The 25,875-nt window shown below is 39.4% G+C and carries 19 protein-coding genes, 1 tRNA gene and 1 pseudogene; 19 read left to right on the top strand and 2 right to left on the bottom strand.

All coding sequences use genetic code 11. The features are described 5' to 3' along the window. Positions 1 to 115 precede the first annotated feature (115 nt). The 11 genes from ACYSNO_RS02285 (at position 116) to ACYSNO_RS02235 (ending at position 14,863) form a co-directional block, all read left to right on the top strand. Positions 116 to 1,042, top strand: coding sequence for a manganese-dependent inorganic pyrophosphatase (locus tag ACYSNO_RS02285; protein WP_461729438.1), 927 nt, complete (start codon positions 116 to 118; stop codon positions 1,040 to 1,042). Between the two features lie 72 nt (positions 1,043 to 1,114). Then, entirely contained in the window at positions 1,115 to 1,960 is an 846-nt protein-coding gene (locus ACYSNO_RS02280) for a DUF1803 domain-containing protein (protein ID WP_461729437.1), read from the top strand. A gap of 364 nt (positions 1,961 to 2,324) precedes the next feature. Further along, positions 2,325 to 4,277 carry a 1,4-alpha-glucan branching protein GlgB gene (gene glgB, locus ACYSNO_RS02275; protein WP_461729436.1) on the top strand — a complete coding sequence of 651 codons (1,953 nt, stop codon included), beginning with the start codon at positions 2,325 to 2,327 and terminating at the stop codon, positions 4,275 to 4,277. Beyond that, positions 4,267 to 5,409, top strand: a complete 1,143-nt coding sequence (locus ACYSNO_RS02270; protein WP_461729435.1) for a glucose-1-phosphate adenylyltransferase — start codon at positions 4,267 to 4,269, stop codon at positions 5,407 to 5,409. The genes glgB and ACYSNO_RS02270 overlap by 11 nt, the downstream gene beginning before the upstream one ends. Continuing rightward, entirely contained in the window at positions 5,399 to 6,541 is a 1,143-nt protein-coding gene (gene glgD, locus ACYSNO_RS02265; RefSeq protein WP_461729434.1) for a glucose-1-phosphate adenylyltransferase subunit GlgD, read from the top strand. The genes ACYSNO_RS02270 and glgD overlap by 11 nt, the downstream gene beginning before the upstream one ends. Further along, positions 6,542 to 7,969, top strand: a complete 1,428-nt coding sequence (gene glgA, locus ACYSNO_RS02260) for a glycogen synthase GlgA (RefSeq protein WP_461729433.1) — start codon at positions 6,542 to 6,544, stop codon at positions 7,967 to 7,969. Positions 7,970 to 8,056: 87 nt separating this feature from the next. Further along, complete coding sequence (locus tag ACYSNO_RS02255; protein ID WP_461729710.1) at positions 8,057 to 10,462, top strand: glycogen/starch/alpha-glucan phosphorylase; 2,406 nt, start codon at positions 8,057 to 8,059, stop codon at positions 10,460 to 10,462. Between the two features lie 6 nt (positions 10,463 to 10,468). Continuing rightward, positions 10,469 to 12,286 (top strand): glycoside hydrolase family 13 protein, encoded by a 1,818-nt coding sequence (locus tag ACYSNO_RS02250; RefSeq protein ID WP_461729432.1) that lies wholly within the window; start codon positions 10,469 to 10,471, stop codon positions 12,284 to 12,286. A 91-nt stretch (positions 12,287 to 12,377) separates the two neighbouring features. Beyond that, a complete protein-coding gene (locus ACYSNO_RS02245; protein ID WP_461729431.1) occupies positions 12,378 to 13,109 on the top strand; it encodes a hypothetical protein in 732 nt (243 codons plus the stop codon). Positions 13,110 to 13,335: 226 nt separating this feature from the next. Then, positions 13,336 to 13,417 (top strand) — tRNA-Leu (locus tag ACYSNO_RS02240). A 228-nt stretch (positions 13,418 to 13,645) separates the two neighbouring features. Beyond that, entirely contained in the window at positions 13,646 to 14,863 is a 1,218-nt protein-coding gene (locus tag ACYSNO_RS02235) for a pyridoxal phosphate-dependent aminotransferase (protein WP_461729430.1), read from the top strand. Positions 14,864 to 15,259: 396 nt separating this feature from the next. Here ACYSNO_RS02235 and ACYSNO_RS02230 read toward each other — a convergent pair whose 3' ends face one another. Next, complete coding sequence (locus ACYSNO_RS02230; protein ID WP_461729429.1) at positions 15,260 to 15,451, bottom strand: DUF2187 domain-containing protein; 192 nt, start codon at positions 15,449 to 15,451, stop codon at positions 15,260 to 15,262. A 128-nt stretch (positions 15,452 to 15,579) separates the two neighbouring features. Here ACYSNO_RS02230 and ACYSNO_RS02225 point away from each other — a divergent pair, with 128 nt between their 5' ends. From ACYSNO_RS02225 to ACYSNO_RS02210, 4 genes are all read left to right on the top strand, one after another. After that, entirely contained in the window at positions 15,580 to 16,419 is an 840-nt protein-coding gene (locus tag ACYSNO_RS02225; protein WP_461729428.1) for a helix-turn-helix domain-containing protein, read from the top strand. Between the two features lie 63 nt (positions 16,420 to 16,482). Continuing rightward, complete coding sequence (nagA, locus tag ACYSNO_RS02220; protein WP_461729427.1) at positions 16,483 to 17,631, top strand: N-acetylglucosamine-6-phosphate deacetylase; 1,149 nt, start codon at positions 16,483 to 16,485, stop codon at positions 17,629 to 17,631. A 213-nt stretch (positions 17,632 to 17,844) separates the two neighbouring features. Beyond that, a complete protein-coding gene (locus tag ACYSNO_RS02215) occupies positions 17,845 to 18,546 on the top strand; it encodes an ABC transporter ATP-binding protein (protein ID WP_461729426.1) in 702 nt (233 codons plus the stop codon). Positions 18,547 to 18,553: 7 nt separating this feature from the next. After that, positions 18,554 to 21,973, top strand: a complete 3,420-nt coding sequence (locus ACYSNO_RS02210) for an ABC transporter permease (RefSeq protein WP_461729425.1) — start codon at positions 18,554 to 18,556, stop codon at positions 21,971 to 21,973. A gap of 98 nt (positions 21,974 to 22,071) precedes the next feature. Here the strand turns inward: ACYSNO_RS02210 and ACYSNO_RS02205 are convergent. Continuing rightward, positions 22,072 to 22,536: pseudogene (locus ACYSNO_RS02205) on the bottom strand (FUSC family protein); the annotation flags it as partial. Positions 22,537 to 22,626: 90 nt separating this feature from the next. Between ACYSNO_RS02205 and ACYSNO_RS02200 the strand changes: the two are divergent. The 4 genes from ACYSNO_RS02200 to ACYSNO_RS02185 all read left to right on the top strand — a co-directional run bounded on the left by ACYSNO_RS02200 (position 22,627) and on the right by ACYSNO_RS02185 (position 25,863). Beyond that, on the top strand, positions 22,627 to 23,586 hold the full coding sequence (locus ACYSNO_RS02200; protein ID WP_461729424.1) for an aromatic acid exporter family protein: 960 nt from the start codon (positions 22,627 to 22,629) through the stop codon (positions 23,584 to 23,586). Between the two features lie 332 nt (positions 23,587 to 23,918). Further along, positions 23,919 to 24,431, top strand: a complete 513-nt coding sequence (locus ACYSNO_RS02195; RefSeq protein ID WP_461729423.1) for a hypothetical protein — start codon at positions 23,919 to 23,921, stop codon at positions 24,429 to 24,431. Positions 24,432 to 24,452: 21 nt separating this feature from the next. Next, positions 24,453 to 25,232 (top strand): M15 family metallopeptidase, encoded by a 780-nt coding sequence (locus ACYSNO_RS02190; RefSeq protein WP_461729422.1) that lies wholly within the window; start codon positions 24,453 to 24,455, stop codon positions 25,230 to 25,232. 7 nt (positions 25,233 to 25,239) lie between these two features. After that, positions 25,240 to 25,863 (top strand): glycoside hydrolase family 73 protein, encoded by a 624-nt coding sequence (locus ACYSNO_RS02185; RefSeq protein WP_461729421.1) that lies wholly within the window; start codon positions 25,240 to 25,242, stop codon positions 25,861 to 25,863. The last annotated feature ends 12 nt before the right edge of the window (positions 25,864 to 25,875 follow it).

Here is a 25,875-nt window from a genome sequence, read left to right as displayed (position 1 = left end):
AAAGAAGAGTGAAAAGACGATTTCTCACTCTTCTTTTTCTTATGAGATAAACATGGTAATTTTCACAAGAATTTGCTATGATAATGATTGAATTGGAAAGAATGGAGCGAAAATCATGTCAAAAATCTTAGTCTTTGGACACCAAAATCCGGATACCGATGCTATTGGAGCGGCAATGGCCTTTGCTAGTTTGCAAAGTGCTTTAGGAAAAGAAGCGGAAGCAGTTGCTTTAGGTTTGCCGAATGAAGAAACACAATATGCCCTTGATTATTTCAAATTAACAGCCCCTCGTGTGGTCGAGTCTGCGAAAGAGGAAACAACCGATGTCATGCTTGTTGACCACAATGAGTTTCAACAAAGTATTGCAGACATCGCAGAATTAAATGTATTGGCTGTTGTTGATCATCATCGAATTTCGAATTTCGAGACGGCGAATCCATTATATTATCGTGCAGAACCAGTTGGTTGTACTAGCACAATTGTTTTGAAGTTATATAAAGAAGCGCAAATTGATGTGCCACAAGCGATTGCTGGGATGATGTTGTCTGCGATTATTTCGGACACTTTGCTCTTTAAATCGCCAACTTGTACGCCAGAAGATGTTGCTGCTGCGAAAGAACTAGCAACAATCGCAGATGTGGATTTAGAAACATACGGCTTAGCAATGTTGAAAGCGGGAACCAATTTAAGTGATAAATCCGCAGAAGTTTTGGTAGACTTGGATGCGAAGAGTTTTACCATGGGTGGGAAAACCGTACGTGTCGCCCAAGTGAATACGGTAGATTTAAACGAAATTTTTGAGCGCCAAGCAGAATTGGAAGCTGTCATGACGCAGTTGAATGAAACGGAAGCTTACGATTTATTTTTATTGGTAGCAACAGATATTCTAGCGAGTGATTCAGAATTGCTTGTTGTGGGAGAACCAGTTGAAAATGTGGAACAGGCGTTTGCTGTCAAATTGATTAATCGTCGTGCCTTTTTACCAGGAGTTGTTTCTCGTAAAAAACAAGTAGTGCCACAATTAACTGAAAGTTTTAACTAGCTATAAATTTGGCTTGTTGCTATAAGGACGATCCAAATCGTTGGTAGCAACGAGCCTTTTTTTGGAGGTTGTATGAAAAAAATTATTTATGAAGGTGGAAATCAACCGCTAACAAAGATGCTTCAAAGTCCGTTCTTCAGTGCCCTGAGTGCGGCATTCGAACAAGAGCCAACATTAACATTAAGAGAGTTGAAAACGCGAATCAATGACGTAAAAATCGAAAGAAAAATCGATTATTTAGTAAAAATGGGCATCATTTCTCGAGAAGCGCGTCGCTATTTTCTGAAGTTGCCTGATCTGACTGAAAAAGAAAAGAGTCCTTATTTCGAATCAGTGAAACAAGAATTACAAGCATTCGCTCGAAACCAAACGGAAGCGAAGCGCTTGTTGCTCCTATCAGCCCTTTATCCGCAACAAACATTGCCCCTTCCTTTTATTTTAAGTGAAGACCTTCCTTTTTGTTTTTGTGAGAAAGCGAGCAATGATTTATTGGAGGTTGTCACTTTTTCGACCCACCCTCATGAATTTTGTTTGCCTCGTTACTTTAATCGAACGCAGTGTGAAGACGAACGATTGATTTTTTCCTCAATAGAAGCATTAATCGGAGATGTTGATCCCGACTATTACCTCGATCAAGTCTGGGCGTTATTAGAAAAAATCCAGGGGCAACGAAGACGGATCCGAGAGAATATCTTTCTTCAATCGTTGAAAGAATTTGGTATCATTACGCAAACGGATCGTTGGGTGCTAGAAGTTCCGATCTATTCGATGGCAAAAAAAGAGCAATCAGAGTTAGATTATGCAATCATGGAATCCTATAAGAAACTTTCGCTTTTTGAACAAAGGGAGTTACTAGGCGAATTAATGCAAGAGTGGCAGATAAAAGTGAGTACACTCTTATTTATAAATGAAGAATGAGCAGGAGCACTTATTTCCAGAGGGAATGAGTGTTCTTTTTATCATTTTAAATTAATGTAAACGATAACAATTACCATCTCGATTCTTCTTGTTGGAAAATGTTTCAGTAGGCGGAAAAAACCTCGGTAGAATTTAAAGATGATTGTTATTTAAAAATAACAGTCAAAAACCGCTGAAATAGACGTGTTTTGTGACAGTTTCGAGTCTGTTTGCTTCCGACTTTTGCTTCTTTTGTTATTCTATATTTTGGAAATAAGTAGAATGAATGATAAAAATCCATATCTAAAGATTAAAAATATGATACAATATAATTAGTAATTACTAATTGTACAAACTTTTTAAAGAGGGAGACAAGGAGGTTGTTATGGAGAATGAATTAAAGAGTGTTTTGGAAGCAGAGGCAAGGTTTTTAACGGGGGAAAATTTCTATGCGCAACATTTTCTTGGTGTTCACCAACAAGCAGGACAGTATTTATTTCGTGTTTGGGCGCCACAAGCGCAACAAGTGTGGCTAGTTGGTGATTTTAATGAATGGGACGATTCGTTGCCCATGACAAAACGGGAAGAATCAGGCATCTGGGAAATTGCGAGTGGGCTACCTAAAGAAGGACAACTCTATAAATTTAAGGTTCGACAAGCAGACGGAAAAGAAATCATGAAAATTGATCCTTTTGCGATTCGATTTGAGCAACGTCCTGGGAATGCAGCGGTTATTTATACCATCCCTGAAAAAAAGTGGGCGGATGGTTTGTGGCGAGGTCGTCAAAAATGTTCGAATCACTTTAAACGACCAATGAATATTTATGAAGTTCACGCAAGTTCATGGAAACATCATAGTGAAAATCGGCCCTACACCTTTAAAGAATTGACAGAAACCCTAATTCCTTACGTCAAAAAAATGAACTACACGCATATCGAATTCATGCCATTAATGGAACACCCATTAGATGCTTCTTGGGGTTATCAATTAACCGGCTTCTTTGCCTTATCTTCTTATTATGGCAAACCAGAAGAGTTTCAAAACTTTGTTGAAGCTTGTCATTTAGCCAATATTGGTGTGTTTATTGATTGGGTTCCTGGGCACTATTGTGCGAATGAAGACACGCTACCGTATTATGATGGGACACCCACATTTGAATATGCCGATCCAGTTCGGGCGAAAAATAATCGTTGGGGGACGATTTGCTTTGACCTTGGGAAACCACAAGTCCAAAGTTTTTTGCTTTCAAGCGCTTTATTTTGGATTGAGATGTTTCATATTGATGGCATTCGAGTAGATGCGGTCTCAAGTATGCTTTACCTTGATTATGATGAGGGTCCTTGGACGCCGAATCATGAAGGAGGAAATCGAAACTTTGAAGGCTATTATTTTTTACAAAAGTTAAATGCCGTGCTTAAGCTTGCCCATCCGGAAGTTATTTTAATGGCGGAGGAAAGTACTTCTCAGACAAAAATTACGGGCTTACTTGAAACAGGCGCCTTAGGTTTTGACTATAAATGGAATATGGGTTGGATGAATGATGTTTTACGCTTTTACGAAATGGACCCTCTTTATCGTGGCGAGCATTTTCATTTAATCACTTTTTCCTTTATGTACTTATTTAATGAGAATTATTTATTGGCTTTGTCACATGATGAAGTGGTCCATGGGAAAAAAAGCTTGATGCATAAGATGTGGGGAAATCGAACGCAACAATTTGCCCAATTGCGAAATTTATATGCGTTTATGTATGCTCACCCAGGAAAGAAGCTGCTGTTTATGGGAAGTGAATGGGGCCAATTCTTGGAATGGAAATTTGACCATGGACTCGAGTGGGGGGACTTGACAGATGCGCTTAATGCGAAAATGTTGGTTTACACTAGACAATTGAATGATTTTTACAAAAACGCGCGTGCCTTATGGGAGTTGGACGATGAAGAAGCAACGATTGAGTGGATTGATGCCGATAATCAATCAGAATCGGTGTTAACTTTTATTCGACATGGACGACGAAAAAAGGATTTCTTGATTATTGTGGTGAACGTTGCGCCCATTGAACGGGATGATTTTGCAATTGGCGTCCCCTATCCAGGAGAGTACGAAGAAGTTTTTAACACGGAAATGGAACAGTATGGTGGTGCTTGGCAGGAAAAAAATCCGAATCGACAGTCGGTTGAAAAAGATTTCAAGCATTTTAACCATCAGTTAAAAACTAGCGTCCCGGCATTTGGTGTTTTATATTTGCGACCGGTTCATATCAACACTAGAAAAGTCGTAGATAAGAAAAAGAAAAAAGGAGGGAAGGTGGATTTGATTCACCGAAGAGATGAAAAATGAAATGATTGCGATGATTTTAGCTGGTGGACAAGGAACGCGCCTTGGAAAATTGACAAAAAATATCGCGAAACCCGCTGTCCCTTTTGGTGGAAGGTATCGGATTATTGATTTCACCTTAAGTAATTGTGCCAATTCAGGAATTAACAATGTGGGAGTCGTGACTCAATACCAACCGCTAGCACTCAATACGCACATTGGAAATGGTGCAAACTGGGGCTTAAATGGTATTAATTCAGGCGTGACAATCTTACAACCCTACTCAAGTTCGGAAGGAAGCAAGTGGTTTGAAGGGACGGCACATGCAATTTATCAAAATATCGATTACATCGATCAATTGAATCCGCAGTATGTTTTAGTGTTATCCGGGGATCACATTTATAAGATGGACTATGAAGCCATGCTAACGGAGCATAAGAAAAACCATGCCTCTTTATCCGTTGCAGTGCTAGAAGTGCCCCTGAAAGAAGCCTCTCGGTTTGGTATTATGAATACAGATGAAAACAATCGAATCATTGAGTTTGAAGAGAAACCAGAAAATCCTAAAAATAACTTAGCCTCTATGGGGATTTATATTTTTAATTGGGGACGCCTCCGAAGTGTTTTAACCACCAACTATGCCAAAGATAGCACGATGAATGACTTTGGCAAGCATGTCATCCCGGCCTATCTGGCAAGCGGTGAAAATGTGATGGCGTATCGTTTTGATGGTTACTGGAAGGACGTAGGGACCATCGATTCCTTGTGGGAAGCGAATATGGAGTTTTTAAATCCTGAAATGTCTTTAGATATTCGCGATAAAGACTGGCGGATTTATTCACGTAACAACATTTCTCCTCCTCATTTTATTGCCGCATCTGGCTCGGTGAAGCGGTCGCTAATTGCGGATGGTTGTTACGTTGCAGGTGAAATCAACCATAGTATTTTATCGGACGATGTACAAGTAAAAGAAGGTGCAAAAATAACCGATAGTGTCATCATGTCTGGGGCAACAATCGGGAAAAATGTCGTATTGAATCGGGTCATTGTTGGAGAAAATGCAATTATTGGTGACCATGCAGTACTTGATGGGACAGAGGAGATTGCCGTAGTCGGCTATTCTGAAGTGATTGGAGTGACGATTGATGAAGACTAATAGAATGTGTGCCCTGATTGGCAATATCCATCGTTATGATGAATTGTTGCCTTTGACTGAAGGACGTCCACTTGCCACCTTGCCCTTTGATTGTAAGTATCGTTTGATTGATTTCAATTTATCAAATGTGGCAAACGCCAATATCAAGTCCTTATTTATGGTGTTTAATGAAGGGGAGACCCAATCCGTTTTTGATCACCTAGGTGGGGGAAAAGAATGGAACTTGGATGGTGTGCAAAATCGCTTTTTCATCCATATTTATCAAGATTATATTCGACGTTCGGATAATAATCGAAGCTACTATGAACTAGTGATTGATTATTTGAAAAAATCAAAATCGCGCTATGCTGTTTTTATGGGTTCAAAGTTCCTATGTAACATCGATCTTCGCGCCTTGCAACAAATCCATCAGGCACGCGAAGCCGATTTAACCGTGGTCTATAAACGTGCACCAAAGGAAAAGCTGCACTCATCTGATATCCTCTTAAAACTTGATGATAACAACATTGTCGTGGAAAAAGCTTCCGTGAGTACGGTAGAACCGGAAGAGTTAGTCAACTTGTGTATCGATACTTATATTATTAAAACAGACTTATTAATTGATCTGCTGAGGAAACGCCAGGCAGCTGGAATTGTTGGTAGTATTGAGAGTTTACTGCGTGATAGTATTGGCGAAAATACCATCGCTTACGAATACACCGGTTATTTAAATAATATTTATGATGTGAAATCGTATTATGAAGCCAATATGGACATGCTTGACGTGAAAAAATTTAATTCATTAATGTATTCCAGTCAAAAAGTTTACACTAAGATGAAAGATGAAGTGCCAACCTATTACACTGAAAGTTCGGTGGTCACAGAGAGTCAATTTGCAACAGGATGCACCATTGAAGGACAAGTGGAAAAATCATTGATTAGTCGTGGCACCCATATTTATGAAAATGCCGAAGTCGCTCATTCGCTCGTGTTTGCGAACAATACGATTCATTCGGGAGCGGTTATCCGCTATGCCATCTTGGATAAGAATGTCATTGTGGATCCGGGCATTCGAATTGAGGGGACTGCTGAAAATCCAGTCGTCGTAGCCAAGGGAACACACGTTGTGGCAGATAGGATTGGAGGGAAATAAATGAAGCTACTTTTTACTGCTTTTGAATGTGCTCCTTTTTTTAAAACTGGCGGACTCGGGGACGTTGCAGGTGCTTTGCCAAAAGCACTCGCTAAAAAAGGGATAGAGACCCTTGTTGTCCTTCCTTATTTTACAAAAATGGCCGACCACTATAAGCGCCAGTGTGAGGACGTCTTGTCTTTTACTGTTTCTGTTGGTTGGCGGCAACAATATTGTGGAGTAAAGCGTTTAGAGCAAGAAGGCGTGACGTATTATTTTCTTGACAATTTATATTATTTTGATCGCGAAAATTTATATGGGGATTATGATGACGGCGAACGGTTTGCCTTTTTTCAACAAGCAGTGATTGAGATGATGGAAAAAATTGCCTTTATCCCTGATATCATCCATGTAAATGACTATCATACGGCGATGATTCCTTTCTTACTCAAAGAAAAATATCATTGGATCCAAGCTTTTCAATCGATTCGAACGGTCTTAACTATTCATAATATTGAGTTCCAAGGTCAATACGGCCCCGAAGTCTTATCCGATTTATTCGGGATGGGACAAGAGCGTTTTGATGATGGGACACTGCGTTGGCACGGTGCTTTGAACTTTTTGAAAACAGGTATTCTTTACGCCAATCATGTGAATGCGGTCAGTCCTTCATATGCAGAAGAAATTAAAACAACCGCCTTTGGGAACGGATTAGAAGGTGTCTTGCAGATGGAAAGTGGGAAATTATCTGGGATCTTAAATGGGATTGATTATGAAAGGAATGACCCGCTGAACGATCCCGCCTTAGTTGCTGCTTATTCTATCGATGACCTTACAGGAAAGGCCGAGAATAAAAAAGAGTTGCAACGTTTAATGGGGCTTTCGCAACAAAGTGACGTGCCTGTGATTTCAGTCGTGAGTCGTTTGACTTATCAAAAAGGTTTTCATTTATTGTTAGAAGAACTTGAAAACCTTTTACAATTTAATATTCAGTTTGTGCTACTTGGAACAGGTGATCCAAATTTTGAAGCGGGATTTGCTTATTTGTCACAAAAATATCCAGAAAAATGTGCAGTTTCAATCGATTTTGATGTGCAGCTTGCTCAAAAAATTTATGCAGGGTCAGATCTCTTTTTAATGCCTTCTGCTTTTGAGCCGTGTGGGTTATCGCAAATGATTGCCATGCGTTATGGCACGCTGCCGGTCGTGCACGAAATAGGGGGCTTAAGAGATACTGTCGAGCCTTTTAATCCCGTAACAGGAGAAGGGACAGGCTTTGGTTTTGTTGAATTTACTGGCTTTCAATTAATGCAAACCATCAAACAAGCCATTCAACTTTACGAAGCGTCTCCCGATACTTGGCGAAAAGTACAACGACGGGCAATGGCTAAAGATTTTAGTTGGACAACTGCTTGTCAAGCCTATCTTGATTTGTACGCGCAATTGTAAAAAAAGACGAGAAAAACAGACTGGAACAACAATCGCTTGTTTTAGTCTGTTTTTGATTAGGCGAGGAAATGAGGGAGGACATCAATGATTACCAAAAAACAACTGATGGATGAATTAAAAAGAACGATTCGCGAAACTTACGCGATTGAATTAGAAGATGCAAAAGATCAAGAACTGTTTTATAGCTTGGGAGTCACCGTAAAAAGCCTTTACAATCAATATTGGCAAAAGACTTGGAAAGATTACTTAACAGAGGAACAAAAGCAGGTCTATTATTTTTCCATCGAATTCTTACCTGGAAAACTACTAAAAAGTAATTTGTTGAATCTTGGTCTGTTAGAAATCGTCCGCGAGGGTCTAGCAGATTACAACATTGACCTAGAAGATTTGGCCGCGGTCGAAAAAGACATGGCGCTTGGAAATGGCGGACTGGGTCGACTAGCTTCTTGCTTTATGGATGCGATTGCTTCGTGTCAACTGCCAGGCAATGGCAATGGCATTCGTTATGATTATGGTTTATTTAAACAACAATTTGTAGATGGCTATCAGGTGGAATTACCCGATGAATGGTTGAGTAATGGCAATGTCTGGGAGATACGTCGCGAAAGCAAAGCAGTCAATGTGCACTTTGGTGGCAATGTGTATTTAAAAGAAAAAGAGAATGGGAAATTAGGAGTTGTTTCTGAAAATGAAACCGTCTTAAAGGCGGTGCCCTATGATACTGGGATGATTGGTTTTGAAAATCAAATTGTCAACACGATGCGTCTTTGGTCCGTTGAAATTCCTGTTTCTGAAGAGTGGAAGTATCGAAGCATCGAGGAGCGCAGAGCCTTTGAAGATTTAACGGCCGTCTTATATCCGGATGACTCCAATGAACGTGGTCGACTGGTTCGTTTAGCGCAAGAGTATTTTTTTGTTTCCGCGGGGGTTCAAAGCATCATTCGTTATTATTTGAAGCTCAATCTTCCTTGGAGCGCTTTAAGTGAGAAAGTAGCGATTCACATCAACGACACACATCCTGCCTTATGCGTCCCTGAATTGATGCGGATTTTAATGGATGAGCATGAGGTGAGTTGGGAACAGGCCTGGGACATTACTTGCAAAGTGATGAGTTATACAAATCATACCATTTTAGCTGAAGCGCTTGAGAAGTGGCCAACCTACTTAATGAAACGAGTGTTACCACGCATGTATCAGATCATACAGGAAATTGATCGCCGGTATGTGTTAGAAATGACAGGTATCCATGAATCAGATTTGATTCAGCGGACTCGAATCATTCAAGGAGAAAACATTCATATGGCTCATTTGGCGATTATTGGAAGCCATAGCACAAATGGCGTCGCCAAGTTACATTCTGACTTATTGAAAGCCGTTGTGCTTCATGATTTTTATTTGATTTATCCAGAACGTTTTAATAATAAAACCAACGGAATTGCCCAAAGACGCTGGCTACAACTAGCGAATGAACCACTAAGTCATGTCTTGGATGAAACGATTGGACGGTCGTGGCGTCACGACCCAACAGACTTAAAATTATTAATGAATTATCGTCAAGATTCGGCTGTTTTAAAGAAATTAGCTTTCGCTAAAAAAGAAAAGAAAAAAGAATTGGCTCGTTTTATTGAAGAAACAACGGGCATTGTTGTGTCGCCCGATGCGATGTTTGACGTGCAAATCAAACGACTGCATGCTTATAAACGTCAGTTGCTTCATTTGCTCCATATTTTAAAATTGTATTTTGAGTTAAAAGACAATCCGCAAGCCAATCTCCATCCGCGCGTCTTTATTTTCGGTGCAAAGGCGGCACCGAGTTATGGCTATGCGAAATCGATTATCAAAGCGATCAATGAAGTCGCTAACCTCATAAATCATGACGCGGACTTGAGCGAAAAATTAAAAGTCGTTTTTTTACCGAACTATAATGTTTCGCTTGCAGAACGGATTATTCCAGCCGCAGATGTGAGCGAACAAATTTCTCTCGCCTCAAAAGAAGCCTCGGGCACTGGGAATATGAAAATGATGCTAAACGGTGCTTTGACGATTGCGACCTTAGATGGTGCGAATATTGAGATTCGTGATGCGGTTGGAGGCGAGAATATCTATATTTTTGGTTTGACTGAAGAAGAGGTCTATGCATACTATGAGAAGCAAAACTATTCATCTCAGGCGCTATACGATGCGGACCCCATGTTACAGCGGATTGTCAATGCCTTCGTTGATGGTACCATTCCAAACATTCAAAGAGAAGGCCGTGAAATTTTTGATTCTTTGTTACTTCACAATGATGAATATTTCTTATTACGTGATTTTGCAAGTTATTGTGTCGCACAAGAACAAGTCAACCAAGATTATCAAAACAGCGAAAAATGGCAAGAGAAAAGTTTGATTAATATCGCGCAAGCAGGAACTTTCTCTGCTGATGATACGGTACGACAATATGCAGAAGATATTTGGCAAATTGAACCTGTCTTTGCGCATAAAAAAAGATAGAAGGTGATGGCGCTGAAATGGCTGTATTTTAATCCTTGGGAACCAAAGTCTAAATCTCCTTTTGGGGCAGTCCAAGTCAACAGCTTGGTCACTTTATCATTAGAAGTCTGGCTGGAGGCAACTCAAGAAGTGACCCTAGTGATTCATAAAGATTTTTCCATGACCCAGCGCGTAAAAATGGAGCAAGTTGCGCCCAATCTTTACACGTATGAGTATTTTTTAAATCAAGGAAAAGGTCTTTATTTTTATCATTTTGAAGTCACTTTCCAAAAGGACGGACAAAACACAACCCTTTATTATGGAGCAAGTCCAGAAGGGGGCGAAGGTCGAATCATGGAAACTTCAGAGGAGACTTGGGATTTTCAACTAACGTGTTTTTCACAAAAAGAAGAAGTACCTGATTGGTATCGAGCAGGAATTTTTTATCAAATCTTCCCCGATCGATTTTATAATGGCAATCCCAATGGTTTTGTTAACCACCCTAAACGAAATTCATTTCTTTATGGAACGACGCAAGACGATCCACTTTACATCAAAAATGAGCAAGGTGATATCTTACGCTGGGATTTTTTTGGCGGCAATCTTCGAGGAATCATAAAAAAAATCCCCTATTTAAAAGAGTTGGGAATTACAGGAATCTATTTAAATCCCATTTTTGAAGCGGCAAGCAACCATCGCTATGATACAGCCGATTTTTTAACGATTGATCCTGTTTTAGGTACGGAAGCGGATTTTCAAGCCTTAGTTGAAGCGCTCCATGCGAATGATATGCGAATCATTTTAGACGGTGTTTTTAGTCACGTCGGTCAAACTAGTCGCTATTTTAATCGTGACGGTCGTTATGGATCGAATGTGGGAGCCTACCAAAGTATTCATAGTCCATATTATTCATGGTTTCAATTTATTCATTATCCTGAGACATATCAATCATGGTGGGGGATTGCGGACTTGCCGACAGTTGATAAGACCAACCCTTCTTACCAAGCTTTTATTTATGGGAGAGAGGCGAGTGTTTTAACCAAATGGAATCAACAAGGAGTCGATGGTTGGCGTTTAGATGTAGCAGATGAGTTGCCGGCCACTTTTATTCAAGGGATTCGGCAAAACCTTGATACTTTCAAGGACAAAATCTTAATTGGAGAAGTCTGGGAAGATGCCTCAAATAAAATATCCTATCAAGAAAGAAGAGATTATATTTTAGGCGATCAACTACACGGAGTCATGAATTATCCTTTGCGCAATGGTATCATCGCCTTGTTAACAGGCAAGCAAACGACGGAACAAGTCGCTAAACGATTGATGCGTTTGTATGAAAACTATCCACCAGACGTCTTTTTTAACAATCTGAATAATATTGGTACACATGATACAGAACGTATTTTTACTATTTTAGAGAAACAACCTAAAAAACTTGATTTAGCGCTCGGTCTGCTCTTTTCGTTTGTTGGTGTTCCTTGTATTTATTATGGAGATGAAGTCGGAGTGACGGGGGGAAAAGATCCAGGGAATCGTAAATTCCATCCTTGGGAAGAGGGAGATTCGGCAATCTTAGAACAATTTAAAAAGTGGATAAGATTACGTAAAAAACATGCCATCTTCCATTTAGGAGAACTTCATTTGTTTTACACAGCCGATTTATTTGGTATTTTGCGAAAAAATGGGCAACAATACGTTGTCGTACTGTTCAATCCGACGAATCATCCTGTGCGGATAACGGAAGCTTTTGTCTTTTTAACGGGGCCTTCTGAAGTAGTGTTTAAGGTGAACGAACGTTTGAAAAATCAAACACTTGAAGAAAATAGTTATTTGTTTCTTGAATCTTAATATGAAATGAAAAAAATCTTGTAATTAGGCAGCTTTCTCCTTTCAAAAGTATGGTATTATGAAGGAAATCTGGTTTAAAAGGATGAGAAAAATGAGAAATAGTGATGAAATTAAGCGAAAACACTTTCGCTTTCCTGCTTATTCGGATGAAACAGGTGTGAAAATTCAGAGAGAGCAAAAAAAACCGCTTTTTTCTGCTCACGAACCATGGATTTTGACGGAAGAGACAGGCACACCGTTTTATACAAAAAAAGAAACAATTCAAGACACGAAGGAATTGCGCCGCTCGACTCGCACGGGGCAAAACAAAGCTGGCCACAGCATTCAACAAAGAGAAGAATTAAAGCGACATCGGACAAATCTACCGGACTATACAAAACGTTCAAAAGTGGAAGTCACCAAAACAGGCAAGAAGCAACTCTTTGGCGAGACAGTTAGCCAAGCATCTTATTTAGTGAAAGAAAAAAAATCCGAGGTTGTCCCTTCGGTGAAACGGGCATACTCAGGCCGATCGTATTTTGTACCCAAATATATACCGGCTTCGATTATCCCAGATGAAACACAATCAACGATTTCTGAAGCCGAGTTACTCGATTCGATGAGGAAACCCCAGGATAGTTATTTGTTATTTGACAGTGAACGGACGCCTTATCAGGAACGAAAAGACGATGAACCGAGTGTCAAGAAGTTTCCTGCAACAACCGAGCTACTCAAAGAGTCAGAACCTAAAAAATCAAAGAAGCGGATGTCATTAAATCGCTCGCTCGATGGGATGATTGCCAAAGAAACCAATGATGTGACTGAGAAGAATTATTTTCGATAAACGGTCGAATTGAAAACCAACTGCCCCTTACTTTGTTTCGGTAAAGGTTCAGTTGGTTTTTTCGAAAGCAGAATAAAAATTAGGTGAAATTTGTTCTTATATTCAAAAAGACGGTTGACAAATGAATGATTTATCGGTAGTATCTACTTGTTGTCATTTTATTTGCAACAAAACAGCTGCAAGAAATGAACGTTTGAAGTGAAATGAAAGCAGCCAGATTTATGAAGTGGCTTTGGCGGAACTGGCAGACGCGTACGCTTGAGGGGCGTATGAGGAAACTCGTGTGGGTTCGAGTCCCATAAGCCGCATAAGAAAAAAACAATCTTCCGTTGCGAAGGTTGTTTTTTTATTTGCAACAAATCAATTGGAGTGGCAATCCTCTTGCTTTGTTTTTGAGTTGAAACTTTGCCTGTCATTTGTTTTCTTTTTTTTTGTCAAATTCCCCGCGATTGTTTCTTTTTTGGTATAATAGGGCACGGTAAAAAACAATCAAAAGGTTCCGTTTCAGATGAAATTTTTCGAAAAGAGGAAAACGAATGAAAAAATTTGAAAAATCAACAAAATTAAATGGTGTAAGTTACGATGTCCGTGGGCCTGTATTAGAAGAAGCGGAACGAATGCAAGACGAAGGCATGAGTATTTTAAAATTAAACACGGGAAATCCAGCGACCTTTGGTTTTGAAGCGCCAGATGAAATTGTTCGAGATTTGATTTTGAATGTTCGAGAATCGGAAGGGTACTCCGATTCAAAAGGCATCTTTTCTGCTCGTAAGGCAGTCGAACAATATTATCAAGTAAAGCAATTTCCTAATGTTTCGATCCATGATATTTATACGGGAAATGGTGTGAGCGAGTTAATTACGATGTCCATGCAAGGTTTATGTAATGATGGAGATGAAATTTTAGTACCGATGCCTGACTATCCTTTGTGGACCGCCTCGATTTCATTGGCAGGGGGAAAAGCGGTTCATTACCTTTGTGATGAGGCGAGTGAATGGAATCCGGATATTAAGGACATTCGCACGAAAATCAGCCCAAAAACCAAGGCGATTGTTTTAATCAATCCGAATAATCCGACGGGCGCTGTTTATCCGAAGGAAATTTTAGAAGAAATCGTAAAGATTGCGCGTGAATTTGATTTGATTATTTTTTCAGATGAAATCTACGACCGTTTATTGATGGACGGGCATCAACATGTACATATAGCTGCCTTGGCACCCGATCGGCCAGTGGTGACTTTTAGTGGTCTTTCAAAGTCGCATCGTGTGGCGGGATTTCGGGTAGGATGGATGGCAATTAGCGGAGATAAATCACGAATCAAAGGCTATATTGAGGGCTTAAACATGCTTTCTTCAATGCGTCTGTGTTCCAATGTTCTTTCGCAGCAAATTGTACAGACTGCCTTAGGAGGCTACCAAAGTGTCGATGAACTATTATTACCCGGTGGTCGCATTTATGAACAAAGAGAATTCATCTACAAAGCGGTTAATGAGATTCCTGGCCTCTCGGTGGTTAAACCGAAAGCGGCTTTTTATCTCTTTCCTAAAATTGATACAAAGAAATTTAACATTCTTGATGATGAGAAATTCGTCTTAGATTTTTTACATGAACATCAAGTCTTGCTTGTTCATGGTGGCGGGTTTAATTGGCAAGAGCCAGACCATTTTCGAATTGTTTACTTACCTAATATGGAGCAATTAAAAATGACGGCTGATCGGATGCGACAGTTTTTAGCAACCTATCAGCAAAAATAAAAAAAACAAAAAATGAACGATGAGCGGACGAAAAAGAAGTGTTACAAGAGTCGTGGTTTTATGAGATACTGGAAAAAAATTGAACTACTGGCTTTTTTATTGCTCGAATTACGCGAAGATGAGCCCTTTGTTTCCCGTTTATCCGTCAAACCTTCATAAAATTGGCCTGGGGCTATGACAACTGTCATGGCCTCATTTTTCGTTGCGATTGATCCCATGGCTTGTCTGTTGCTTTTTATAAAACATTGAAATCAAAGGCGAAAGCATTGGACGTCTGTTCAAATTACCAAGAGCCCCACCGATTAATATCGAATAGAAAAGAGGACAAATATAGAAAAAAACCTCCACAAGCTGAATGTAGTCCATCGCTTTTGGAGGCGTAACGGGATTCGATTCTCAAACAATCATTTCACAAATCTTTTTGCTAACAACCATTCGACCGTTGTATTTTTCCATAATATCTTTGGAAGGATCAATGATTTGAATTAAAAAAGAATTTTCATACTCTTTTTCAATTGCCCCGAATAAACGAATCTCTTCCCATGTAAAAGTAACGTTGGTTTGCAGTTCAATTGTTTGCGTTTCCATAAAAACCACTCCTAATCCATTAGCAAATTTGCGAAAGTATTTTAAATAAATCGTATCTGTAGCCACATTATGTGCTAAAATAGAAAAAATGAAAAATGCAAATCCGCATTTTTAGGAGGCGAAGGCGAGTGCAAAAAGAATCAATTGGCGAAACGATTCGACATTTGAGGCGTGAACGACAATTGACCCAAAAGATGTTGGCGGCCGATATCTGCGCGCAAAGTGTGATTAGTCGGGCTGAAAACAATGAAGAGTTGCCAAATGTGGTTGTCTTACATCAAATATGCGAACGGTTAAATATTACAGTGGATCAGTTGTTGCTCTCGCAGGCAACAGATATCCACCAGAGAAGTGAAAAATTTCAACGAATTCATCATTATTTTGTCAGGCAAAAGTATAAGGAAATGATGTTGATCCTTTCTGAACCTGAATTTCTAGATTCACTCTTTTTAGAAACCGATCTACAGTTATATTATTATTATTTAGGGAGCTGTGAGTTTTTTGTTGAAAATCAACATGCAAGTGCGATTCAGTCGCTAAGAAAAGGACTTTCTTATACTTATAATCAAGATAAGGTGTTTGTATCGACGACGGAGATTCGAATTTTAAGTTGTCTAGGTTATGTGCTTAAGTCAAGTGGTCAATTGCGACAAGCGACAAAAGAACTTGAAAAAAGTTATACCTTTTTACAAAAGCTCCCTCATGAAAGAAAAACCTTTGAGTTAATCAAAGTTTGCTACCATTATGGTGAACTACTTTACGAACAAGAGAAGTACGGTGAGTCCTTAGCCGTAATTAATGAAGGGTTGCGTTTGGTCGAGCATTTTTGTAGTTATTACTATTTAGAAGAGTTGTACGAACTCAATAGTCTTGTTTTGGAAAAATGCCAGCAGAAAACAGCCGCGGTAAAAATGCGTGAGTTGGCGCAACAAGTTGGGAAAATTAGTCCCTTTAAATCACGGGAGTAACCTTGACTTTAAAAAAGAATAAGAGTACTTTAAGGATAGTAACGAATAAGAGGAGCGAAAAAAATGAGAACATTTATATTAGCAGATAAATTCTTTTTTCATTCAGGAACAAAAGGCAAAGGCTACTTAGAAATGATTGATGGGAAATTTGGTGAATACTCGACGTCAGTTCCTGAAAATAGTGAGATTATCGATCACAGTGGTCAATGGATTGGACCGGGATTGGTCGATACCCACATTCATGGCTATATGAATCATGATGTGATGGATAATGATGCCGAGGGACTAAAAGTAATGTCTGAAGCTTTACTTTCATGTGGAGTGACTTCTTTTTTACCGACGACCTTAACTTCAAGTCGTGAATTGTTAACAGAAGTTGCAGGTACAATTGGCCGGGTGAAAGAAGAAGTGACTGGTGCAAAAATACAGGGGATTTATTTTGAGGGACCTTTCTTTACAGAAGAATTTAAAGGGGCACAAAATCCATCTTATTTTGGTGATCCAAGTCTTGAAATTTTTAATGAATGGCAAGCAGCTTCAGGCGGAATCATTAAAAAAATTGCCCTGGCACCTGAGCGTGAAGGGGTGAAAGAATTTGTTGAAGCTGTGACGAAAGAAGGCGTGGTTGTGGCCTTGGGTCATAGTAATGCGACTTTGGCGCAAGCAACCGAAGCAGTTGATGCAGGAGCCAGCGTATTTGTTCATGCCTTTAACGGGATGCGAGGATTAAATCATCGAGAACCGGGAATGGTTGGCGCTTTAATGACCCTAAATGATGTTTTTTCAGAACTAATTTGTGATGGGCACCATGTCCATCCACAAGCAGCGGAAGTCCTAATTGACCAAGCAGGACATGACCATGTGGCTTTGATTACTGACTGTATGATGGCTGGTGGTATGCCAGATGGTGATTATATTTTAGGTGAATTCCCAGTGATTGTAAAAGATGGAACGGTTCGGATGGCTGAAGGAAACTTGGCTGGAAGTATTTTAAAACTAAAAGAAGCAATTAAAAATGTAGTGGATTGGGGTTTAGCAACGCCGGAAGAGGCTGTTTTAATGGGAAGCTATGTTCCAGCAGTAAGTTGTAAGTTGGATGAAGTTTGTGGGGCAATCAAAGCCGGTCGAGAAGCAGACTTCATTGTTTTAAATCCGGATATGACGTTAGCGGCTACTTATTTAGATGGGGTAAAAAGATTCAGCGAGAAATAAGAAGCAGGAAAGATGATTAAAAAAAGGGGCTGTGACTTTTGTCGCAGTCTTTTTAAGTATCTGTTGATTTTCGCTTATTTTTTTGTCTAGCGATTTTGATAAAAGATGTGTTGGCACGTTCTTTTGTTCGGTAACCCCCTAGAGTCTTATTTCAATCAAAAGAAAGATTATGATACAATAGGTGAAGCAAAGAGGAGCGAGGAGACGACGCAGATGAGCTATATAGAAGTCATAAATGCAGTAAAGAAATACCAAATGGGCGATACCGAAATTATCGCAAATGATAACGTTACCTTTCAAATTGAAAAAGGAGAAGTCGCTGTCATCTTAGGCCCAAGTGGTGCGGGAAAATCGACCGTTTTAAATGTGTTAGGGGGCATGGATAGTTGCGATAGCGGTGAGATTTTGATTGACGGTGTTGACATCGCGGGTTTCAATGATCAGGAGCTAACAACCTATCGGCGCAATGATGTGGGCTTTGTCTTTCAATTTTATAATTTGGTCCCAAATTTGACCGCAAAAGAAAATGTGGAACTCGCCTCACAAATTGTAGAAGATGCCCTTGATCCCGAAGCCGTTTTACAACAAGTGGGATTAGGTCATCGGATGAATAATTTTCCTGCTCAATTATCAGGTGGAGAACAACAACGAGTAACGATTGCACGGGCCTTGGCAAAACGACCGAAACTCTTATTGTGTGATGAACCTACGGGAGCATTGGACTATGAAACAGGCAAACAGATTTTACAGATTTTAGAAGACGCTGCTAGAAAAACAGGAACAACAGTCGTTATAATCACCCATAACTCACAGATCGCTCCGATGGCAAATCGCGTCGTGCGCATGAATGATGCAAAAGTTCGCAGTATCGAAGTAAATGAACAACCAATGCCGATTGCGAAAATTGAATGGTAGGTGTGAGATGAAAAAAAAAGCATTACTAAAAACAAGTTTACGAGAAATGAAAGATTCGCCAACGCGGTTTTTATCGATTTTAGGGATTATTTTTTTAGGGGTCGCATTTTTTGTTGGTATCGGAGCGACAGGCCCAGATATGATCCGCTCGGCGGATGCCTACTACAAAGACACTCGTTTGGTTGATTTGAGCCTTTACTCCTCTTTAGGTTTTTCAGAAGAAGATCAACAACAGCTTTCTGAAGTAAAGCAAGTGGAGGAGGTCGTTTTAGAATATGTGCTTGATTTATTTCTTAGCCAACAAAACCAAGTGATTCGTTTTTTTAGCTTTGATCAAGAAAGTTCAATTAACCACCTTGTTTTAACAGAAGGCGCATACCCTAAAAAAGAAAACGAGATCGTATTCGATCGCATGTTCGCTGAAACAAAGGAATACAAAGTAGGTGACTCCTTTAAGATTGAAGAAAAAGATGATCCAGAAAACCAATTAAAACAACGAGAATACAAAATCGTTGGTTTCGTTCAAAGTCCAGAATTTATCGATAACTCGAAAAGAGGAAATACGAATATCGGTAATGGCTCCATTGCAGCTTTTGCTTATCTTCCAAAAGAAAATTTTCAGATGGATGCCTTTGGTCGAGCTTTGTTAACATTTAACAATGTTAGGGATCAAACCGCTTATTCAAAGGAATATGAAGCAAAGATGGAAGAAAACAAAGAAACCATCCAGAGAATACTCGAACCGCGAAAGCAGGGACGGCTGGATGAAATTCGTCAAATCGCGCATAAAGAAATTGAGAAAAACCAAGCAGAATTAACAAAGGCAGAACAACAAATTGCGGATGGTGAAAAAAAATTAGCAGTGGCTTTAAAAGAATTAGAAAAGGCTGAAGCAGAATTGACCGATGGGCGCGCGCGATTTCAGGCTGAGATAACAAAAGGTCAAGCAGAAATCGAAACGCAAAGTGCCTCGTTACGAGAAGCGCAAAAAGAGTTGCGGCTGCAACAAGCAAAGCTGAATGAAAAACAGCGTGAGTTGGATCGAAATAGTGGGAAATTAACGGCCTATGAAGAGCAATTGGCACAATTATACGAACAACAAGCCGCATTCGAAATGGCACGCCTTCAATTGGAAGAAGCCCAGGTGATCTATCAAGAGCTACTACTACTTTTTGATCAAATGCAAGAGTTAACAGAGGAGGAGAAAAGCCAAGTTTTACTTGAAGTTCAAACACTGCTTCGTCAATTGCAAGGACTGCTGCCAAATGATGCGGGCGATTTTGAGTGGCTCGAGCGATTGATTACGGAAATAACGCTGGAAAATTTAAGAGAAACAGAAGCCGGGATTCGGGAACTCGGTCGATTGATTGAACAGCAACTTACTGAAACGCAAGCATTACTTGCGAATCTTGTGCAACAACAAGAGGAACTAGAGGCTGGGAAACAGGCGATTGAAGCGGGACAGGCACAATTAGATGCCGGTCGTTTGGCCCTAGAAGCAGGACAAGTACAACTCGACGAGGCGCGTGAACAATTAAGTCAAGGGAAAGCGCAATTGGCAGTGGAACGTGAGCGTGGGCAAAAGCAATTAGCAGATGGGGAAGCAGCCTTTAAAGAAGGACGAGCGACCTATGAGCAAGAGCGGCAGGCATTTGAACAGCTACGCGATGAAAAGTTACCAGAATTGAAAAAAGCGCAACAAACTTTGAATAAAGAAAAAGAAAAACTAGCAGAACTATCACCAGCAAGCTTTACCGTACGAACACGTGAGGATCATCCTGGTTATTTAGAGTATGAGGAGAATGCGAATCGAATTTCGTCCATTGCGACGGTCTTTCCTACTATCTTCTTCTTGATTGCGGCTTTGGTTAGTTTGACAACGATGGGCCGGATGATTGAGGAAAAGCGTGTGGAAATTGGAACCTATAAAGCATTAGGTTATAAAAATGGGGAAGTGGCTCAAAAGTTTTTAATTTATTCTTTGGCAGCAGGGCTAGCAGGCACCTTGCTGGGCTTGGTTGTTGGTTTTTATTTATTTCCGGTCATCATTATTAATGCTTATGGGCAACTCTATAGTATGGGGAGTTTTTCGACTCCTTGGCACCTGACTTACGCATTGATTGCGTTTGTTGTGGGTTTGTTTTGTACGGTTGGCGTTTCCTTAATTGTTTTACGAGTCGATTTAATAAGTAATCCTGCAACTCTCCTGCGTCCGAAGGCACCAAAAGCGGGGAAGACCATTTTACTTGAGCGGATTCGTCCCTTGTGGCGGCGTTTGAATTTTAATCAAAAAGTGACAATGCGCAATTTGTTCCGCTATAAAGCGCGAATGTTTATGACTGTTTTTGGAATTGCTGGATGTACGGCGATGATTTTAACAGGTTTTGGGTTGAAAAATTCGATAGGTGACATTGTGCCTATTCAATTTAACGAAGTTTGGCGCTATCAAGGGATCGTGACTTTTGATACAGATGCAACAGAAAAAGAAGAAAAACATTATCAGGAGACACGTCAACAGTTGCCTGGAATAGAAAGCCATTTAGGAATTGCTTCAGAAAATCTAATGTTAAAACAATTAGGGAAAAACAATCAAGAGGTCACAGTTTATGTACCAGAAGAACCGAATCGACTCGCTGACTTTGTCTCCTTTACCGATCGGAAAACGAAAGCAGTCTACTCTTTGGAAGAAGAGGGGGCAGTAATCAATGAAAAGCTCGCAACTTTATTCGACTTACGGATTGGAGATCAACTCACTCTGGAAAATAGCGACCAAGAAACATTTCAATTAGAAATTACAAATATTGTTGAAAACTATGTGGGGCACTTTGCTTACGTGACGCCTGCTTATTATCAAAAAGTTTTTGGAAAAACGCCAGATTTTAATACGGATTTATTATTATTCCGCAAAGAGTTATCTAAAGAAACAGAAACCAAAATTGCAAACGAATTAATGAAAGAAAAACAAGTCTTAAATGTGACGTTCTTATCGGATTCATCGACGGCATTAGATGACACGACAGAAGTGCTAAATATTGTCGTTTGGGTACTCATTATTTCTGCCGGTCTACTTGCTTTTATTGTGTTGTATAATTTAAACAACATTAATATTTCAGAACGAATTCGAGAGTTATCAACCATCAAGGTTTTAGGTTTTTACAATAAAGAAGTGACAATGTACATTTATCGTGAAAATATCTTTTTAACCATCTTTGGAATTACTGGTGGATTAGTGTTTGGTCAAATTCTCCATCGATATGTATTACAAACGGTTGAACTAGATATGTTGATGTTTTCACCTAAGATCCATGTCTTAAGCTATTTGTATTCGAGCATTATTACGATTTTCTTTACGATTGTCGTCGGTTTTGTGATGTATCAAAAGTTAAAAAAAGTCGATATGATCGAAGCATTAAAGTCTAACGACTAAAAAACAGTCAACTTTCCACGATGAGCTAGCTTTGGAGAAAAGAAGGTTTCTTCTCCAAGCTAGCTGGAAGGCTCACTGTTTTTTAAACTTGTTAGTGGAAGGAAGGTATTGAGTCCAACGGCAATTAAGGTCCCAATAAAAGTATCGATGACACGTTGAAAAGCGTAGTTTAGTGGTTCGTCCCCTGGAGAACTTAAGGTGATTAATAACAACGTGGCAACACCAGAAATGATTCCCGCGTGGTTATTCACACCATCAGATAGGATGATAACAAAAGCCACTGCCAGCGGGACAAGCAAAAGCTCAAGTGGAAAAGATTGTTGGGCCAGGCTCTGAACAAAGACATAGGCCATGGCAGTGATCCCACCAATTAAATTGCCTAAGATGCGTGACTTGCCAAAGCTTAAGGTAGTGGGTAAATCTTGTCTAAGTGAAAATACAGCGGAGAGTGCAGCGATCATTGCTTCTCCGCGATGGGTAAAGTGGAACAATAAAATACAGATCATCACCGCTAGTGAAGACTTGATGGTCCGCATACCGATGCGAAAACGGCCGAAATTCATTTATAATCACTTCCTTTCTTTCTATTTTAACCAAAAGAAAAAGGAATAACTAGTGAAAAGAGGCAATTTAAACGAAAAAGGGGGACGATCATGAGGTTTGGATTACGAACAATTAAAACAGTCATCGCTTGTTTGTTGGCGATGTTACTAGCAGAATATTTAGGCTTACATTATAGTCCTGCAGCGGGTATCATTGCAATTTTAAGTGTAGGAAATACGAAGAAAAAATCTCTAGAGACGGGGCTTGCTCGACTCCTTTCTTTGGCCTTAGCCACTGGATTAGCGTTTATCGCTTTTCACTTGTTAGGTTACACCGCACTAGGTTTTGCACTGTATCTATTCTTTTTTATTCCAGTTACAGTAAGGTTTGGGTTAACGGATGGGATTGTGGTTACCTCCGTGTTAGTTACGCATTACATGCTCGAACAAAGCTTCGCCTGGACCTTGATTTTGAATGAGTTTTTATTAATGGGACTGGGTGTAGGTTTTGCACTTTTAATGAATCTTTATATGCCCAATTTAGAAGCACGAATCAAAGAAGAGCAACAAAAATTAGAAGCGAGTGTTCGAGCGATTTTTTTAGAAATGGCAGCGACATTAAATCAAAAAGATGGTTCGAGTTTGTTGCAGTCTTGTGACCGTTTGCTAGAACAGATTCGTCGAGGTCAAAAACAATCGAAACTCTATCAAGAAAACCACTTACTTTCTGATAATTGGTATTATGAAGATTATTTTGTGATGCGAAGATCACAAGTCGAATTGATTAAAACAATGATTTACCTTTTAGATGAGATTCAAGTAGAAGAAGCATTAGTGGAAGATTTACGCATTTTATTGACAAATACCGGACAAACGTTGTCTGAAAAAAATGATGGGCAACAAATTTTGAGAAATATCGATTTAGTGATCGAAAGTTATCGTGGAAAACCTTTGCCAAAGGATCGACAAGAGTTTGAAAGTCGCGCTCGATTGTTCCAATACTTACAAACCTATAAAGATTTCATTGAAATTAAAGCGGCCTTTTATATGAAACAACAAGAAATTTTTTAATGGTGAATCGTAAGTTCTCTTGTTTTAAACGGTGATGATTTGCGTCAACAAAAAGGAAGAGCATTCCTTTATTTGACGGTTAAAAAGACTTCAAATGAAGCGGCATTTGGTTCAATCCTGTCTTTTGTGGAAAAACAAGCTGATTATCAGTATTTTTATCTTCCGATTGCAAGAGTTGTGTTTTTTTGTTCCGGGTTTATTCGATTGATATTTTTCCCTAAATCGAATTCCTAGGTTATAATACGATTAGTGTCACAAACTTTTTAAGATTTATTTTAATGTGTTTCTTTTCTGTGTAAAAGAAAGTAAAATAAGTAGAGGAGGAAGACGAAATGCATGCAATCTATATTGAGTTGGTTTTGAGTGGAATCTTTGAAAAATATACTTCTGAAAGTGCCTTTTATCGAGAATATCTTGGGTTATCAGAAGAAAAATGGCTTCAATGGAAAAAAGGTGTCTTAAGCCTTAGCCCAGAAGAAAACCAGAAAATAAAAAATATTTTTAGTGATTATGAATGGATGTTGTTACAAAAGATTTTACGTCAGACGATCATTTACCCTGAAAAACGTCAGATTGCCGTATCAGAGTATAAGAAGTTAAAAATTAAAATCGCTCAAAAGTGGTTAAACACCAATTGTGGGGTGGTTGAATTTCAGCAATTAAAAGAAGAAGAAAAAAAAGAACACTTTATTGATTTACGAGTAAGTTTGCAATACGATGAGTGGGGCTTTGACGATGTGCTTAACTTCCGATTACCTGCAGCGATTCAACAGCAAGTCGTTAGTCAAAAAGTTGCGTTACTTGATTGGGTAAATGAAGAGCTAGAGAGTGCCTATGTACAATAATAATTATTTGAGGGATCAAGATTGAAAATAAAAAAAGGAATCAGTTATAGTGTTTTAATCATTATCGGTTGTTTATTAATTTATGTAACCAATCGTTTTGTCACTCGTCCTTATGTTTCAACCGAGGGAGAGGAAACGGCAATGATTGAACACCCGAAAGAAATGAAAACCAAAGAAGCACCTCAAGTGGCATTACCTGATGGCCAAAGAGACGATTGGAATTTACGCTTAGTCAGTCCGCAGTCGCCATTGGAATCAGATATTCCAGAGGAAACGTTTCTGACTCTATCAAACGGGATGATGATTGATCGCCGGATTGAAGCGGCCTATACACAGTTAAACGAAGCTGCGGAGGCGGCAGGATTTCCATTAGTTTTAGTCTCTGCCTATCGTTCAATCTCTTATCAGGAACAGATTTTTCAAGAGTATTTGAATCAATGGATCAGTCAGGGATATTCAGAAGAAGAAGCCTTGAAAAAAGTGAAAGAAACTTCGACAGAACCGGGATTTAGCGAACATCATACGGGCTTGGCAATCGATATCGTTGATGAAGAGTGGTCCATGAATTACCCAGAGGAAATGTTGGACGCTGATTATGCCCAGACGCCAGGTGCCAAATGGTTGGCTGCGCATGCCCGTGAATACGGCTTTATTTTACGCTACCCTCAAGGAAAAGAAAAACAAACGGCGATTCATTTTGAACCTTGGCATTTTCGTTATGTGGGCGTCGAACACGCTCGCTATATTGAAGAAAATGAATTATGTTTAGAGGAATATTTAGATTTAGTAAAAGAAAAGTAGTGGTAAAATGAAGAAAAGACAAACTGGAAAAAAGAATCGATTAAGATTTCCGGCGATATTAGCAGGTTTATTATTTATTTTCCTCTCCTTTATTTTTTCGTTAAAGAGTTTACTAGAAACGGAAATAGGGGTTGGAAGAGAGGTTTCTCAAGCAGAGGTGACACAAGCATTGTCAAAAGAAGCATTTATTGAACGTCTGTTGCCTCATGCAAAAAGTTTACAAGAAGGTTATGGCGTGTTACCGAGCATTATTATCGGTCAGGGGATTTTGGAATCAAACTGGGGAATCAGTCAATTAGCTAGTGAATACAATAATTTATTCGGTATTAAATCTTTTGGACATCCGGAGAAAGTGACTCTGGATACACAAGAATATGTTAATGAACAATGGATTACTATCCAAGGGGATTTTCGAGTGTATCAAAGCTGGGAAGAATCCATGACGGATCACACGATGTTGTTTGTAAATGGCGTCGATTGGAGTCCGAATAAATATGAAAAAGTTTTAACTGCAACGAACTATCGAGAAGCAGCGATTGCTTTGCAAGAAGCAGGGTATGCAACCGATCCCGAATATGCCAATAAGGTTATCCATGTTATTGAAACCTACGAATTAAATCAGTACGATTAGGGTTGGAGGATC

It is taken from the genome of Enterococcus sp. LJL98 (genome assembly GCF_054871745.1).
This window is presented reverse-complemented; position numbering and strand designations above follow the sequence as displayed.